The 15189-nt window shown below is 58.3% G+C and carries 12 protein-coding genes; 8 read left to right on the forward strand and 4 right to left on the reverse strand.

The window, feature by feature from the left end:
- Nucleotides 1-120: 120 nt before the first annotated feature.
- Nucleotides 121-1035, reverse strand: a complete 915-nt coding sequence (hemF, locus tag MRBLMR1_RS04345) for an oxygen-dependent coproporphyrinogen oxidase (RefSeq protein WP_148145925.1) — start codon at nt 1033-1035, stop codon at nt 121-123.
- Between the two features lie 179 nt (nt 1036-1214).
- Between hemF and MRBLMR1_RS04350 the strand changes: the two genes are divergently transcribed.
- Nucleotides 1215-1472, forward strand: coding sequence for a hypothetical protein (locus tag MRBLMR1_RS04350; protein WP_148145600.1), 258 nt, complete (start codon nt 1215-1217; stop codon nt 1470-1472).
- A gap of 24 nt (nt 1473-1496) precedes the next feature.
- On the opposite strand, the gene MRBLMR1_RS04355 is transcribed toward MRBLMR1_RS04350, so the two are convergent.
- Both MRBLMR1_RS04355 and MRBLMR1_RS04360 read right to left on the reverse strand, forming a co-directional pair.
- Nucleotides 1497-3149 carry a Na/Pi cotransporter family protein gene (locus tag MRBLMR1_RS04355; protein WP_148145599.1) on the reverse strand — a complete coding sequence of 551 codons (1653 nt, stop codon included), beginning with the start codon at nt 3147-3149 and terminating at the stop codon, nt 1497-1499.
- Between the two features lie 126 nt (nt 3150-3275).
- Nucleotides 3276-3740 (reverse strand): tRNA (cytidine(34)-2'-O)-methyltransferase, encoded by a 465-nt coding sequence (locus MRBLMR1_RS04360; protein WP_148145598.1) that lies wholly within the window; start codon nt 3738-3740, stop codon nt 3276-3278.
- 357 nt (nt 3741-4097) lie between these two features.
- Here MRBLMR1_RS04360 and MRBLMR1_RS04365 point away from each other — a divergent pair, with 357 nt between their 5' ends.
- The 4 genes from MRBLMR1_RS04365 (at nt 4098) to MRBLMR1_RS04380 (ending at nt 10933) form a co-directional block, all read left to right on the forward strand.
- Nucleotides 4098-5951 (forward strand): ABC transporter ATP-binding protein, encoded by a 1854-nt coding sequence (locus tag MRBLMR1_RS04365; protein WP_183685205.1) that lies wholly within the window; start codon nt 4098-4100, stop codon nt 5949-5951.
- A 210-nt stretch (nt 5952-6161) separates the two neighbouring features.
- Nucleotides 6162-8093 (forward strand): methyl-accepting chemotaxis protein, encoded by a 1932-nt coding sequence (locus MRBLMR1_RS04370; protein WP_500063729.1) that lies wholly within the window; start codon nt 6162-6164, stop codon nt 8091-8093.
- 64 nt (nt 8094-8157) lie between these two features.
- Nucleotides 8158-8936 (forward strand): IS5 family transposase gene (locus MRBLMR1_RS04375; protein WP_500064035.1). Its coding sequence is split into 2 segments (ribosomal slippage): nt 8158-8490 and nt 8493-8936, totalling 777 coding nucleotides; the frame shifts between segments, so codons are not numbered across the junction.
- 131 nt (nt 8937-9067) lie between these two features.
- Nucleotides 9068-10933, forward strand: coding sequence for an ABC transporter ATP-binding protein (locus MRBLMR1_RS04380; protein WP_500063731.1), 1866 nt, complete (start codon nt 9068-9070; stop codon nt 10931-10933).
- A 4-nt stretch (nt 10934-10937) separates the two neighbouring features.
- On the opposite strand, the gene MRBLMR1_RS04385 is transcribed toward MRBLMR1_RS04380, so the two are convergent.
- Nucleotides 10938-11882, reverse strand: coding sequence for an endonuclease/exonuclease/phosphatase family protein (locus MRBLMR1_RS04385; RefSeq protein WP_148147485.1), 945 nt, complete (start codon nt 11880-11882; stop codon nt 10938-10940).
- A 378-nt stretch (nt 11883-12260) separates the two neighbouring features.
- Between MRBLMR1_RS04385 and petA the strand changes: the two genes are divergently transcribed.
- Genes petA through MRBLMR1_RS04400 form a run of 3 tightly spaced genes read left to right on the forward strand, consistent with a single transcriptional unit; the run spans nt 12261 to nt 15087 of the window.
- Nucleotides 12261-12839: a ubiquinol-cytochrome c reductase iron-sulfur subunit gene (gene petA, locus MRBLMR1_RS04390; RefSeq protein WP_148147486.1), complete on the forward strand. Its 579-nt coding sequence runs from the start codon at nt 12261-12263 to the stop codon at nt 12837-12839.
- Nucleotides 12840-12850: 11 nt separating this feature from the next.
- Complete coding sequence (locus tag MRBLMR1_RS04395) at nt 12851-14185, forward strand: cytochrome b (RefSeq protein ID WP_148147487.1); 1335 nt, start codon at nt 12851-12853, stop codon at nt 14183-14185.
- A 20-nt stretch (nt 14186-14205) separates the two neighbouring features.
- A complete protein-coding gene (locus MRBLMR1_RS04400; RefSeq protein ID WP_148147488.1) occupies nt 14206-15087 on the forward strand; it encodes a cytochrome c1 in 882 nt (293 codons plus the stop codon).
- The last annotated feature ends 102 nt before the right edge of the window (nt 15088-15189 follow it).

Here is a 15189-nt window from a genome sequence, read left to right on the forward strand (position 1 = left end):
TCCTCCCAGTGTATTTTCACAAACTAACACCGGGAGAGACGATTCGTGTATGACATTTATCAAATGTACGATGCCGTACGAAAAAAAGTTCGTGAGCGATCGTGATCACGCTGGCTGTGGTTACGGCCAGCGTACCGCCGGGGGTAGGGAAGAGAGGATCGATTCCACATTCCCGCCCGTCTTCAATCCGAAGATCGTGCCGCGGTCGTAAAGCAGGTTGAATTCCACATAACGGCCCCGGCGTACCAGCTGTTCGTCACGCTGTTCTTCCGTCCAGGGGTTGTTGAAATTGGCTCGCACGATGCGCGGATAAACGAGGTTGAAGGCGCGTCCGACATCCTGAACAAAGGCGAAATCGGCGTTCCAGCCGCCCTTGTCTTCCGAGGACTGCAGCCAGTCGAAAAAGATGCCGCCGATGCCACGTGGTTCGTTGCGGTGTTTCAGGAAGAAATACTCGTCGCACCATGCCTTGTAGCGCGGGTATTCAGCGACGGCCTCATGGCGTCTGCAGGTGATCTCCATGGCGCGGTGGAAGAGCTGGGTATCCGGGTCTTCCTGCGTGCGGCGGTCGTTCAACATCGGGGTGAGATCGGCGCCGCCACCGAACCAGTTGCTGGAGGTCACGACCATACGAGTGTTCATGTGAACGGTCGGGACATTGGGGTTGACCGGATGGGCAATCAGCGAAATGCCGGACGCCCAAAAACGCGGGTCTTCCTCCGCGCCGGGGATCTGGTTGCGGAAGTCCGGTGAAAATTCGCCATGGACGGTGGAGGTATGGACGCCGACTTTTTCGAAGACGCGGCCTTCCATCATCGACATGCGGCCGCCGCCGCCTTCGCCTTCATGGCGCAGCCAATCCTTGCCGACGAATGCTCCGGGGGGCTGGTCAGAAAGAGAGCCTGTCAATTCGTGCTCAAGCGCTTCGAACGAGGCGCAAATCGTATCGCGCAGGTTTTCGAACCACGCACGGGCTGCCTGCTTCTTATCTTCGATATCCTCTGGCAGGCCTTTCGGCAGGTTCGGTCGTTCCATCATGCGTCCTCTCGTCATTTTGCGGTCGATTCGGCTCCTCTTTCCCCGCCATACCAGCAATGGCTTTAATGGGCTATTCTACCAGCCATTTCACGGCTTCCCATCCATTGAAAATCGGACTCGCAAAACGTGCGAACCACGCTTATCTTCGTTTATTAGCAAGGTGCGGAGAGGCTTTCATGGCGAAATTCACACCACCGCCGCTCGACGGCTTGAAGCGGCGTATCGACCGCCACCGGCAGCATATGGCCGGCCAGCGCTCCGGCATGTTCGTGCGCGAAACCTACCAGATGTCGCGGGTCGACGCGCGCGAAAAGGCGCGGGAATGGTTTGAGGAATTTCCCAAGGCTGCCTACTGGACCGAGGTGGAAAGCTGGCGGCAGCTGGAGGGTGACCAGATCGAGTTCACCATGCGGCGCCTGCCGAGCGCGGACTAACCACATACGGTGCTAATCTTGATCTCAGGATCGTTTTTCCGCCTGCCTCAGTCTGCTTTCGATGAGCGAGCCGCTTTCATCCAGAATGGGATGAGCAACCGAGACGATGTGGGCGTTGATGCGTTTGAGATCGCGCAGCATGTCGAGATGTATCGAGCTCGTCTGCAGGCTTTCAAGCATGCCTGATCTCAGACGTTCGAGATGGCTTTCCGCTGAGCGTTTTTCCAGCCGCCGGACATCGACCTTTATCTCCATCAGTCGCCTTGCAAGGTTGACGTCACCGGTGACGAAGACCGTCTGGGCGGTGCGCAGATTGTCGATCGTCAGGTCGAAGAGATCGGCCAGTTCCTTATAGCCGTCATCGGAGAATTTAAGGCCCTTCTCGATCTTCTTGGCCAGTTGGTCGCAGAGACCCTTTTCGATGATATCGCCCATATGTTCGAGGTTGATGGCGTAGTCGATGATCGCGATCGAACGTCGGGCATTGTCATCGCCCAGTCCCTTTTGTCCCAGTTTCGACAGATAGAGTTTCACGTCCTGCTGCAGCCTGTCGACACGGCCTTCGAGGAGGGCGATCTCCTTCAAGGGCACAAGATCGTTGTGCTTGAAGGCATTTTCGGTGCGGATCAGCATGCGTTCGATCTGATCGCCGACACCCAGAACTTCACGCGTCGCATTGGCGAGTGCGCGGATGGGATCATCCAGTTCGTCCGGATCGAGGAATTGCGGGCCTGTTTCCTTCTCCGGCTCGTCAGGGATCAGGCGGGTCATGAGATCCGAGATCAGGCCGCCGAAGGGCCAGGCGATGATTGCCAGAAGAAGGTTGAAGGCGAGATGCGCGTCGACCGGGAGTTTTTCGGGCGAGATCGGCAATGTCTGCAGAAGATCAGCGGCTATGCCGGCAAGCGGGAGAGCAAGAGCGCAGCCGATGGCGCGGACAAGCAGGTTACCGCGCGTGATGCGGCGTGCTTCGGGCGGGCTGGTCAGCGTAGCGACAACGGGAGGGATCGCGCCGCCGAGATTGGCCCCGAGAATGAGGACGACGACCAGTCCCGGCGAGGCGATGCCGCTCGATGCCAGCGACAGGACCAGAATGACGATCGCGAGGCTTGATGAGGAGACGAAGGCGAGAGCGGCGGAGAAGAGGAGTGCAACCAGCCAGCTGGAATCGAGCAGGTTCAGAAATGCGGCAAGTGCTGGCGATTGCCGCATCGGTTCAGTCGCCAGCCCAAGAACCTGGAGCGACAGAAGCATCAGGCCGATACCGATCAGCGCCGTACCGAAGCCTTTTCGAGCGGCGGAGCCGTTGCGCAACAAAATCACACCGACGAGCAGCAGCAGAGGCGCAAAGACCTCGGTTCCTGCCGCGACCAGCCAGGCGGTGACGGCCGTGCCGATATTGGCGCCGAGCAGTACGATCTGCGCCATGCGCGGATTGACCAGACCGCGTTCGGCAAAAGAAGCTGTCATCAGCGCGGTGGCGGTGGAGCTTTGCAGGGCGATCGTTGCAACGAGGCCGGACAGGAGGGAGCGGAGACCGCTTTTCGTGCTGTTGGCGAGCCCAGTTCTAAGCCTCGCGCCAAAGGCGCGGGTCACACCTTCCTTTACCTGTGCGAGGCCGAAAAGAAGCAGTGCGACTGCACCCAGGATATTGATGACGACGAGCGTCGATTGCACTCCAAACTCCCCGAAATGATCATGGAAAACAGAGGGCGATTCCGTTGCCGGCTAATGAATGATAGACCTTTTCCGCACGTGATCAAGCCACCGCGCGCGACAGATTTTTGGGTTTTCGCGAAGCGCCTATGGTTGCCAGGATGTCTGGCGCATGGCTTCCCCGGCAATCATCGCAGCGGACATCGCCACATTGATGGAGCGTTGCCCTTCCACCATCGGGATCAGGATACGGCCTTCTACCGCATCGTGAACGTTTTCCGGCACACCGGCGCTTTCCCGGCCGAAAAGCAGGATGTCGTTCGGGCGATAGGCAAATTGTGTATAGGGCTCGGGCGATTTCGTCGTTGCAAGCACAAGCCTGCGTCCGCTCGACCTGCGCCATTCATCGAACTGAGCCCAGTTGACGTGGCGCGTGAGTGAGACCGCCGACAGATAATCCATCCCGGCGCGTTTCAGGTTGCGATCGGAAATATCGAACCCTGCGGGCTCGATGATGTCGACGCCGAGGCCAAGGCAGGCGGCAAGGCGCAGGATCGTGCCGGTATTACCGGGAATGTCAGGCTGGTAAAGGGCGATGCGCAGGTCGGTCATGCCCTTTGATTAGCGGAGATCATGCTTGCCGCTCAAGTCCTTTCAGCCGTTCGGATGCGGGGATGTGGCTGATTGGGTCTTTTCAATTTTGCCGCGAGCGTGTAGAAGGGCGGCCTGTTTAACGCCCATTACGGAGGCCTACATGGATATGACCGTGCTCTCGCGCCTCCGTCAGTCGGATACTCGTCTGGCCTGAGGCGTTTCGCGGTTCACGCAAAGTCTCTTCTTCACTGATCCGCTTTTTCTGATCCGTTCGTGGCCGTTCGAGGCCATGCCTGATTTTTCTCTCAGTGTCGCAGCCGGGCAGCTTTTCGCCGCCGGATCGCCTGAGAGACGTCCGTCTGCCGGAGCTTATTGATGTTTTCGTGGTTTGAACGCCGTCTCAATCCTTATCCTGACGACCAACCGACATTGCCGCCCAAGGGGCTTTTGGCATTCTGCTGGCATTATACCAAGCCAGCTTGGCCGTGGCTGCTTTTGCTTGGCAGCTGCTCACTGATCATTGCCGTGGCGGAAGTGCTGCTTTATCAATTCCTCGGCAATATCGTCGACTGGCTGGCCTCAGCCGATCGCCAGACCTTCCTGAGCGATGAGGGCGGCAAGCTGATCTGGATGGCCGTGCTGGTGCTTGTCGGCCTGCCGCTTGCCGGGGCCGTCCACACGGTGACCATGCACCAGGTGCTTGCTGGCAATTATCCGATGATCGCGCGCTGGCAGATGCACCGCTTCCTGCTGCGGCATTCCATGGCCTTCTTTGCCAACGAATTTGCCGGCCGCGTATCGACCAAGGTGATGCAGACCTCGCTTGCCGTGCGCGAAGCGACGATGAAGATCATCGACGTCTTCGTTTACGCGATCGGCTTTTTCGTCTCGATGCTGGCGCTTGTCGTTGCCGTCGAGTGGCGGCTGGTGCTGCCGCTGATCCTGTGGTTCGTGTTCTATGTGCTTATCCTGCGCTACTTTATTCCCAGGCTGCGCAAGCTTTCGAGCGAGCAGGCCGATGCGCGCTCAATGATGACCGGGCGGATTGTCGACAGCTATACGAATATCGGCACGGTAAAGCTGTTTTCCCATGCCGGCCGCGAGGAGAGCTATGCCAAGGAAGGAATGAACGAGTTCCTTGGTACGGTTCATAGGCAGATGCGCCAGATCAGCCTCTTGAACATCTTCGTCGATCTCAACAATGCGCTCACCGTGTTTGCCGTTGCCGGTCTCGGGATCTGGCTGTGGATGGGGGGCGGCGTCAGCGTCGGTTCGATCGCGGTTGCCATCGGCCTTGCAATGCGCATCAACGGCATGTCGCAATGGATCATGTGGGAAGTAACCGCGCTGTTCGAGGCTATCGGCACGGTCTATGACGGCATGAACATGATGACCAAGCCGCATGATGTGACGGACGCCAATGGCGCTCGCCCGCTTGCGACCAAGAAGGGTCACATCCTCTATGAAAACGTCCGCTTCCATTATGGGAAGAGCAAGGGCGTGATCGATGGACTGACGCTCGACATTGCTGCCGGCCAGAAGGTCGGCCTGGTTGGGCGTTCAGGCGCCGGCAAGACGACGCTGATGAATCTGCTTCTGCGCTTCTACGATCTGGAGGGCGGCAAGATCACCATCGATGGTCAGAACATTTCGTCGGTGACGCAGGACAGTTTGCGCGGCATGATCGGCGTGGTGACGCAGGACACATCGCTGCTGCATCGTTCCATCCGCGACAACATCGCCTATGGCCGTCCGGATGCGACCGATGCCGAGATCATCCAGGCTGCAAAGCGGGCAAACGCTTTCGAGTTCATCGAGGGGCTGTCCGACCTGCAGGGGCGTACCGGTCTCGATGCGCATGTGGGTGAGCGGGGCGTGAAGCTTTCTGGCGGCCAGCGCCAGCGTATCGCAATTGCCCGCGTGTTCCTCAAGGATGCGCCGATCCTGGTGCTCGACGAGGCGACATCGGCGCTCGATTCAGAAGTGGAGGCTGCGATCCAGGAGAACCTGTTTGCGTTGATGGAAGGCAAAACGGTGATCGCGATCGCGCATCGGCTGTCGACGCTGACCGAAATGGACCGCCTGATCGTGCTCGACAAGGGTCGCATCGTGGAGACCGGAACCCATGAACAACTGGCGTCCGGCGGCGGTATCTATGCCGATCTCTGGCACCGTCAGTCCGGCGGTTTCCTGGGCGACCAATCGACGGAAGAAGAGGCGGCGGAGTAATCCGCCGTTTCCTTTTTATGGGGCTCGCGGGCGAAGCCGCTGCGACATAATGCGTAAGGACAAATACACGCCCAGTTCTTTTTAGGGGTATTCGTTGTCGCACTTTTTTCGATGCTATCAATTAGCATCGGCTGGTAAGCCTTTGTTTATCTGTAACTGTCAGGGATGCGTATGGTGCATGGCACCATTGCGTATTGTTGATGGTTTGAGATGATGAACACGATAAAAATCAAATTTCTTCTACCCGCCCTTTTCGGTATCACCGTTCTCATCCTTATTGTTCAGGGCGCATTGGGCATGCGATCGGTCGCGCAGATCGAGACGCAGGCGGACACGATCGGCCGGCGCATGGAGCGCGCTCTCCTGATCGCCAATATGGACCGTGTATTGTCCGATGTCCGGCAGCTTTATCTGATGACGCTTGCCGCGCCGAATGCCGCCGAGAAAAAGCAGATGATCGAGCGGCTTCAGGCGGCCAATAAAGTGCGTGCCGAAGCTTTCGACAATTACGAGCAGGGCATCACTATCCCGGCTGCGAAGGAAAAATACGCGGCCCTTCAGAAGCTCGTTGCCGATTATGACGCCATGGGCGCTCAGTTCGTCCAGCTGGTCAGCTCGTCGCGAGTTTACGAAGCCAGGGATATGATTGCCCAGATGGTGCCGAAGGGTGCCGAGGCTAGCGATGTGCTCAAGGGCCTGATTGATGACAACAAGGTTCGCAGCGTCGAGGACGGCCGGATCACCAAGGAGATGGCGCAGTTCGTCTATGTCTCGACGATCATCGGCGTTCTCTTTGCCGTTGCGATCGCTATCGGCGCAGCCATGCTCAGCCTTTTCCGCGTGACGCGCCCGATTACGGAAATCACCGATTCCATGCAGTCCCTGGCTGCGGGCAACAATCAGATCACCATTCCTTATGCCGGTCGCGCGGATGAAATCGGCGACATGGCAGCTGCTGTTGCCGTTTTCCGCGACAATGCGCTGGAGCGGGTTCGTCTTGAGGAACAGACCGAAGCCAACCGCTCGATGGGCGAGCGGGAGCGGATCGCCAACGAAGAGCGAAAGGCGCGTGAGGCGGCCGAAGTGTCGTTTGCCGTGGAGGCTCTGGCAGGCGGTCTGAAGAACCTTTCCGATGGTAACATGACGGTTCGTCTCGATCAGCAGTTCGCCGGTCAGCTGGATCAGTTGCGTGTCAACTTCAACGAATCGGTCGGCAAGCTGCAGACCGCACTGCGTTCGGTCGGCGACAATGCGCGAATGATCGATGCAGGTGCGAACGAAATCCGTTCTGCGGCCGACGATCTTTCCAAACGCACCGAACAGCAGGCGGCTTCCGTGGAGCAAACCGCTGCGGCGCTGGAGGAGGTGACGACGGCGGTGAAGGATTCGGCTGTGCGTGCCGGTGAAGCAGGCAAGCTGGTCGATCAGACGCGCGTCGGCGCCGAGCGCTCCGGCGAGGTCGTTCGCCAGGCCGTTGCCGCGATGGAAGCGATCGAGCAGTCCTCTGCAGAGATAGGCAATATCATCGGCGTCATCGACGACATCGCCTTCCAGACGAACCTGCTTGCTCTCAACGCCGGTGTCGAGGCCGCACGTGCCGGTGAAGCCGGCAAGGGCTTTGCTGTCGTGGCACAGGAAGTCCGCGAGCTTGCCCAGCGTTCTGCCAATGCCGCCCGCGAGATCAAGTCTCTCATCACCAAGTCCGGCGAAAAGGTGCGGGACGGCGTGACGCTGGTGGGCGAGACCGGCAAGGCGCTGGAGACGATCGTTTCCGAAGTGCAGCGGATCAACACCAATGTGGGCTCGATCGTCGTTTCCGCCCGTGAGCAGTCCACCGGTCTTTCCGAGATCAGTACTTCGGTTCATCACATGGACCAGGGCACGCAGCAGAACGCAGCGATGGTGGAGCAGACGACGGCGGCAAGCCACAGCCTTGCAACCCAGGCTGCGGCGCTGACCGAATTGCTTGCCCAGTTCAATCTCGGTGAAGGCACAAGGGCGGCCGGAACTGCGCCGCGCGCAGCCACGCCTGCATCGCGCCCGGCCGTTTCACCGGCTCGTGCTCTTGGCAACCGGATCGCTTCGGCGTTCGGTGGCGGTTCCTCCGCTGCGGCTGTGAAGCAGGAATGGTCGGAATTCTAGGCAGTGTCCCTATAAACGGGGTTCATCTTATTGACGGTGTGTGATTCAATCTTCTTGAAAGGAGATTGCCATGCGCCGTCACGAATTGAGCGACGAAGAATGGGCTATCATTGCACCTCTTTTGCCGAACAATAGCCGTGGAATTGAACGTGTCGATGACCGCCGTGTGATCAACGGCATCCTGTGGCGTTTCAGGACTGGTTCGTCTTGGCGCGATGTGCCGGAGCGTTATGGCCCGCGCACGACGCTTTACAATCGGTTCTCCCGCTGGCGCAAGGCGGGCGTCTGGGATCGTCTTCTGGACGCCGTTTCAAAGCGTTACGATGGAGACATCGTGATGATCGATAGTTCCTGTGTTCGCGTTCACCAGCATGGTGCCAACGCTAAAAAGGGGGATCTGCCGATCCTTGCATGGGACGTTCGCGCGGCGGCCTGACAACCAAAATCCATGCCCTGGTCGATGCAGATGGCAGACCGGTTCGGCTGGAACTCACTGCCGGCCAAGCCGCCGATGCACCGATGGCTGAAAAGCTGTTGAGCGATCTGCAGCCCGGCGCGACGATCCTCGCCGACAAGGCATACGATACCGACGCAATTCGTAACTTTGCCAAGCAACGCAAATGCTGGGCAAATATCCCTGCAAAGGCCAATCGAAAGCAGACATTCAGCTTCAGCCGCTGGGTCTACCGTCAACGCAATCTCGTGGAACGGTTCTTCAACCGTATCAAGCAGATGCGCGGCCTCGCCACGCGATACGACCGACGCGCTGATAATTACATGGCAGCCCTCAAGCTTGCCGCGACGAGGATATGGATCGCTTCAGCTAATGAGTCCGTGGCCTAAGTTTCGCCTGACAAAATATGAACAAACGGCGGCTTCGGCCGCCGTTTGCGTGTCCGGCTCCCGGATATCCTTGCCGAAATGTAATCTCGGTGCCCTTTGCCGCATTGCGGAACCGGCATATATCCGTTGCCATGGCCATTACCCAATTCTTCCGTTTTTTTGAGACACGTATTCGCCCCTTTGCCGAAAAGGGAGACCTGCGGCCGCCGGAAGGAACGATTGCCTTCATCTGGTTCTATGTACGGCAGGCCAAGACGCCATTTCTCGCCATGCTGGTTCTCGGTGGGCTGACGGCTGCTATCGAGGCGGCGCTGTTCTGGTTTGTCGGCCGTCTCGTCGATATTCTGGCCAGCATCGATCGCGCGCAGGGATGGGACGGTCTTCTGGCCGCGCATGGCTGGGAACTTGGCGGGATGCTGGTGCTGATTGGCGTCATACGCTTCCTGGTGACGTTGGCGACCGCGCTTGTCGATCAGCAGATCATCACGCCGGGGTTCTATAATCTGGTTCGCTGGCAGTCCTATCAGCACGTGGCGCGGCAATCCCTGTCCTTCTTCCAGAACGATTTTGCCGGACGGATCGTGACAAAGGTCTGGTCCGGCGGGCAGGCGGCGGGTGACCTTGTGACCTCGCTGATGGAAAGTGTCTGGTTCGTCTGCATCTATTCGGCGTCGATGCTGATGCTGGTCGGCGGACTCGATTGGCGGCTGGCGGTGCTGCTGCTGGCCTGGGTGGCGATCTTTGCCGCGCTCGCACGTTATTTCGTGCCGCGTATCCGCTACCATTCGAAGGAGACGGCGGAGGCTGCCTCGATGCTATCGGGCCGGATGGTCGACGCCTATAGCAATATCCAGACGCTGCGCCTGTTCGGTCGCGACGAGGCGAATGACCGCTACATGCGAGAGGGCTTCAACACGTTTCAGTCGACGACGCTGATGTTTACCCGGTTCATCACCGGCGTTCGGGCATCTATGGCGCTGCTATCGGGTGTGATGATCACGTCGATGGCGGCGCTTTGCATCCATCTCTGGCTGCAGGGCAATATCAGCGCTGGTGCGGTCGCCTTCACGCTGGCACTGGTGCTGCGGCTGAATTTCCTGCTTGGTCGCCTGATGACGCAGTTCAACGGGATCATGCGCAATTTCGGCACGGTACAGAACGCGGCCGAGCTGATTTCTCAGCCAATCGGGTTGACCGATGCGCCCAGCGCGCAGGCGCTCAAGGTCGAGCGGCCGCAGATCCGGTTCAATGACGTCAGTTTCCACTATGGAAAAGACAAGGGCATCATCGATCATCTGAACCTGACCGTTCGTGCCGGTGAAAAGGTCGGCATTATCGGCCGGTCGGGAGCGGGCAAGTCGACGCTCGTCAATCTGCTCTTGCGGTTCTACGACCTGGAAGGCGGCCGGATCGAGATCGATGGCCAGGATATTTCCAAGGTCAGCCAGGAAACGCTGAGAGCGCAGATAGGCATGGTCACTCAGGACACGTCGCTGCTGCATCGCTCTATCCGCGACAACATTCTTTTCGGCCGCCCGGATGCATCCGATGCGCAACTGCTTGGCGCGTCCGAAAAGGCGCAGGCGGACGAGTTCATCGCCAATCTGGTGGACCAGCGCGGGCGCAGAGGTTTCGATGCGCATGTGGGCGAACGTGGCGTGAAGCTTTCGGGCGGGCAGAGGCAAAGGATCGCGATTGCCCGCGTCATGCTCAAGGATGCGCCGATCCTCATTCTCGACGAGGCGACCTCGGCGCTCGATTCAGAGGTGGAGGCCGCAATCCAAGCGAGCCTCGACGGTCTCATGCAAGGCAAGACAGTGCTTGCCATTGCCCATCGTCTATCAACAATTGCCATGCTCGACCGCTTGATCGTGATGGACAAGGGGCGGATCGTGGAAGAGGGGACGCATAGCGAACTGGTTTCCGCAGGCGGCCTTTATGCCGAACTCTGGTCACGCCAGACAGGCGGCTTTCTTGCCGCCGATGCCGCACAATAGGTCTTCACTGGTTGCTGATGACGAGATCTGCCATCAGTCCTGCATGATTTGACCCATAAGCGCTTGGCAGAGTGGAGATCGATCTGATCTTCAACGGCGCCCGGACATAGACATGGTCGATCGGCAGTCCGAACTTGCCGAGGCTGACAGGCCATGTCGGTGGTTCATATGATGCAGTTCTAAGCCCCGTCCAAGTAAAGAAGCTGCGGATATTGGGAGCCAGTGAAGAGGCGTTGAAATCACCCGAAAGGACAAGCGGGCCTTGCATCTTTTCCATGGCGAGGGTGGCTTGCACCAGCTCTACGGTCTGGAATTCATCGAAATAGGGTTTGGTCGTGTGGATCCCGGCAATATTGACCTTGTGTCCTCTGATTTCCGTTTCGGCCAGAATGAAGCGGTCGCTGAAGAGTGTGCTCAGGCTTCGGATCGTTCCTCGCTCGAGCGGTGTTTTCGACAACATCAGCTGATCGCATCCGGCGGTCAGAACACCGCAGCCAATATGGTAGGGATAGCTTGAGCCAAGCAAGAAGAGGTGCGCCTCAAGTGGTTCGGCTTCCATGATGTTGACGACATCGGCGCCCGAATTGGCGATCATCCTCGCAATCGCTTCCCCGTTTTCCTCATTTTCCTTGAGGATGTTGAAGGAGAGCAGTCTGAAGCTCGGGGCATTGGCGTCGTTTTCCATCGCCATTCCTGTGTATTCCCGCCCCATGATTACGGCATGGCCGGCAAGGGCCAGCGATCCGGCGAGCAGAAGCAGGGAGACGATGTTGCGGTGGAGAGCTAGCGCAAAAAGCATGCTCAGGCTGCATGCCACGGCCGCGTGTAATTGGAGGCTGTGAAGCGTGGCGAACATCCAGTGTGGATGCAGGTATCGCGTGCCGATTGCCAGCATTACGAGCGACACGATGACGCAGATTGCAACGGAAAGGATCTTTCTTGAGGTCATGATCGGGTCCGAAGCTTCACTTGATTGATGAATTAGCACGCGCAAATGTCTCTTGCAACGCAACATGTTTGCTTCTCATGGCTGCGAAATGCGCTTGATCCAAATCAAGTTCCTCATTGATATCGCAGGTTAAATCATGGCCGCTGCATAGTGTCGCAAGACAATGTTGCAGTGCCCTGTCGATTACATGCCAAAATAGAAATCGTGTTCCTTCATCCGGTCGTAGGCCTTGCCAAGCGGCAAGTTTATCTGCGATCAAATCAAAGATCGCACTAGCTTGCTGGGGAATCGGTGTTCGATCTATGGTGACGGAGGTTGACCACAGCCAGGAGGAGGCATGCGGATGACAGGGACATTGCATGAGAGGATGGTTGAACCGTGAGTGAGCATAATCCAAGTGAAGGAACGGTGAGCGAACCCACGCGCCGCGATTTCCTCTATCTGACGACCGGCATGGCCGGCGCTGTGGGTGCTGCGGCCGTTGCATGGCCATTTATCGACCAGATGCGCCCGGATGCGTCGACACTGGCGCTCGCCTCGATCGAGGTGAATGTCGCAGCGTTGCAGCCGGGCATGTCCTTGACCGTCAAATGGCGCGGTAAGCCTGTTTTCATCCGCAACCGCACGCCCAAGGAACTGGAAGAAGCCAATGCCGTTCAATTGTCCGATCTGAAGGATCCCGTCGCCCGCAACGCCAATATCGCGGCAGATGCGGAAGCGACCGGCCTCGACCGGTCTGCCGGCGAAGGCAAGGAAAACTGGATCGTGATGATCGGCTCCTGCACCCATCTCGGTTGTGTTCCGCTCGGCCAGTCCGGCGATTTCAACGGATGGTTCTGTCCTTGCCATGGCTCGCATTACGATACTGCGGGCCGCATCCGAAAAGGTCCTGCACCGCAGAACCTTGCAATTCCGACATTCGCATTCGCAAGCGATACCGTGATCAGGATCGGGTGAGGGGCTGACATATGAGTGGACATTCGTCTTATCAACCGTCGACGGGGATCGAACGGTGGATCGACCAGCGGCTGCCTTTGCCGCGCATGGTGTATGACAGCTTTGTCGCCTATCCGGTGCCGCGAAACCTGAATTACGCCTATACATTCGGTGCGATGCTCTCGGTGATGCTGATCGTGCAGATCCTGAGTGGCGTCGTGCTGGCAATGCATTACACAGCCTCGACGGCCGAAGCTTTCGTCTCGGTCGAAAAGATCATGCGCGACGTCAATCATGGCTGGCTGCTGCGCTACATGCACTCCAACGGTGCATCCTTCTTCTTCATTGCGGTTTATCTGCATATCGCCCGCGGTCTTTATTACGGTTCATACAAGGCGCCGCGCGAAATCCTTTGGATTCTTGGTGTCGTCATCTACCTGCTGATGATGGCGACCGGCTTCATGGGCTACGTGCTTCCCTGGGGACAGATGTCTTTCTGGGGCGCAACCGTCATCACCGGTTTCTTCACTGCCTTCCCGTTGGTCGGCGAATGGATCCAGCAGTTCCTGCTCGGCGGCTTTGCCGTCGACCAGCCGACTCTGAACAGGTTCTTCTCGCTTCACTACCTCTTGCCGTTCATGATCGCCGGCGTCGTCGTCCTGCACGTCTGGGCGCTGCATGTCACCGGCCAGACCAACCCGACCGGTGTCGAGGTGAAATCGAAGACCGATACGGTGCCTTTCACGCCCTATGCGACGCTGAAGGACGCGTTCGGCGTGTCGGTCTTCCTGATCGTCTATGCCTGGTTCATCTTCTATATGCCGAACTATCTCGGCCATCCGGACAACTACATCCCGGCCGATGCCCTGAAGACACCGGCGCATATCGTGCCTGAATGGTATTACCTGCCGTTCTACGCGATGCTGCGTGCGATCACCTTCAATGTCGGTCCGATCGACTCGAAGCTCGGCGGCGTGCTTGTGATGTTCGGCTCGATCATCATCCTGTTCTTCCTGCCCTGGCTCGATACATCCAAGGTCAGGTCGGCCGTCTATCGCCCCTGGTACAAGCTGTTCTTCTGGATCTTCGTTGCCAATTCGATCTTCCTCGGCTGGCTCGGCGCCATGCCCGCAGAGGGTGGCGGGTTGATCTCGCTGCTGTTTGGCGGCGATCTGAAGGGCAATTATGTCGGCTACTCGCAGCTCGGCACGCTCTATTACTTCGGCTTCTTCCTGGTGATCATGCCGCTTCTCGGCCTGTTCGAAACGCCACGGCGAATTCCGAACTCGATCACCGAAGCGGTGCTGGAGCAGAAGAGCAAGAAGGCAGGCTCGGATACGACCGAACCGGCCAAGGCCACGGCGTGAGCGCGGAGAGGGATCGACACATGAAAAAGCTTGCTACAAGCCTTCTCTCCCTGGCGCTTCTGGCCGGATTGGGCATCGCCCAAGCCAATGCGCAGGAAAACCACGAGGCCGCCGGGGCCGAAGCCCATGCGGAGGGTGCTACACCGCATTATCCGATCCACCATCCTAAGAATGTAAAATGGAGCTTTGCCGGACCTTTCGGCCATTACGACAAGCAGCAGCTTCAGCGTGGTTTGAAGGTCTATACGGAAGTCTGTTCCGCCTGCCATTCTATGGAGCTGGTGCCTTTCCGGACGCTGGGCGATCTCGGATATTCGGAAGCACAGGTGAAAGCCTTTGCCGCAAACTATCAGATCCAGGACGGACCCAATGACGATGGCGAAATGTTCGAACGTGCCGGTGTGCCGTCCGACCATTTTCCGTCTCCGTTCCCCAACCACCAGGCCGCCGCTGCGGCCAATAACGGGGCTGCACCGCCGGACTTCTCGCTGCTCGGCAAGGCACGTGGTATCACGCGCGGCTTCCCGCAATTCGTCGTCGATATCTTCACTCAGTATCAGGAAGGCGGCCCCGACTATATCTACTCGCTGATCACCGGCTATCAGGAGCCGCCAGCGGGTGTGGAAGTGCCGGAAGGTGGGCATTACAATCCCTATTTCGCCAATGCCGCCTCGCTTGCCATGGCCCCGCCGATCGCAGACGATCAGGTGACCTATGACGACGGCTCGCCGCAGACGGTGGACCAGTATGCCAAGGACATTGCTGCCTTCCTGATGTGGGCTGCGGAGCCGCATCTGGAAGAACGCAAGCGGACAGGCTTCATGGTCATGGTATTTCTGGTGATCTTCAGCGGGCTCATTTACCTGACGAAGAAGTCGGTCTATGCCAATAAGGAACATTGATCCGAAGCCGGGTCAAAGATAGAGAAGGCGGCTTCGGCCGCCTTTTTCATGTGCGCATCTTCAACAGGCCACTCGTTCGACTGGTACGGAAAGATCCTGCCG

Origin of the sequence: Neorhizobium sp. LMR1-1-1.1, assembly GCF_040675795.1 — a bacterium.
GTDB lineage: Bacteria > Pseudomonadota > Alphaproteobacteria > Rhizobiales > Rhizobiaceae > Neorhizobium > Neorhizobium cellulosilyticum.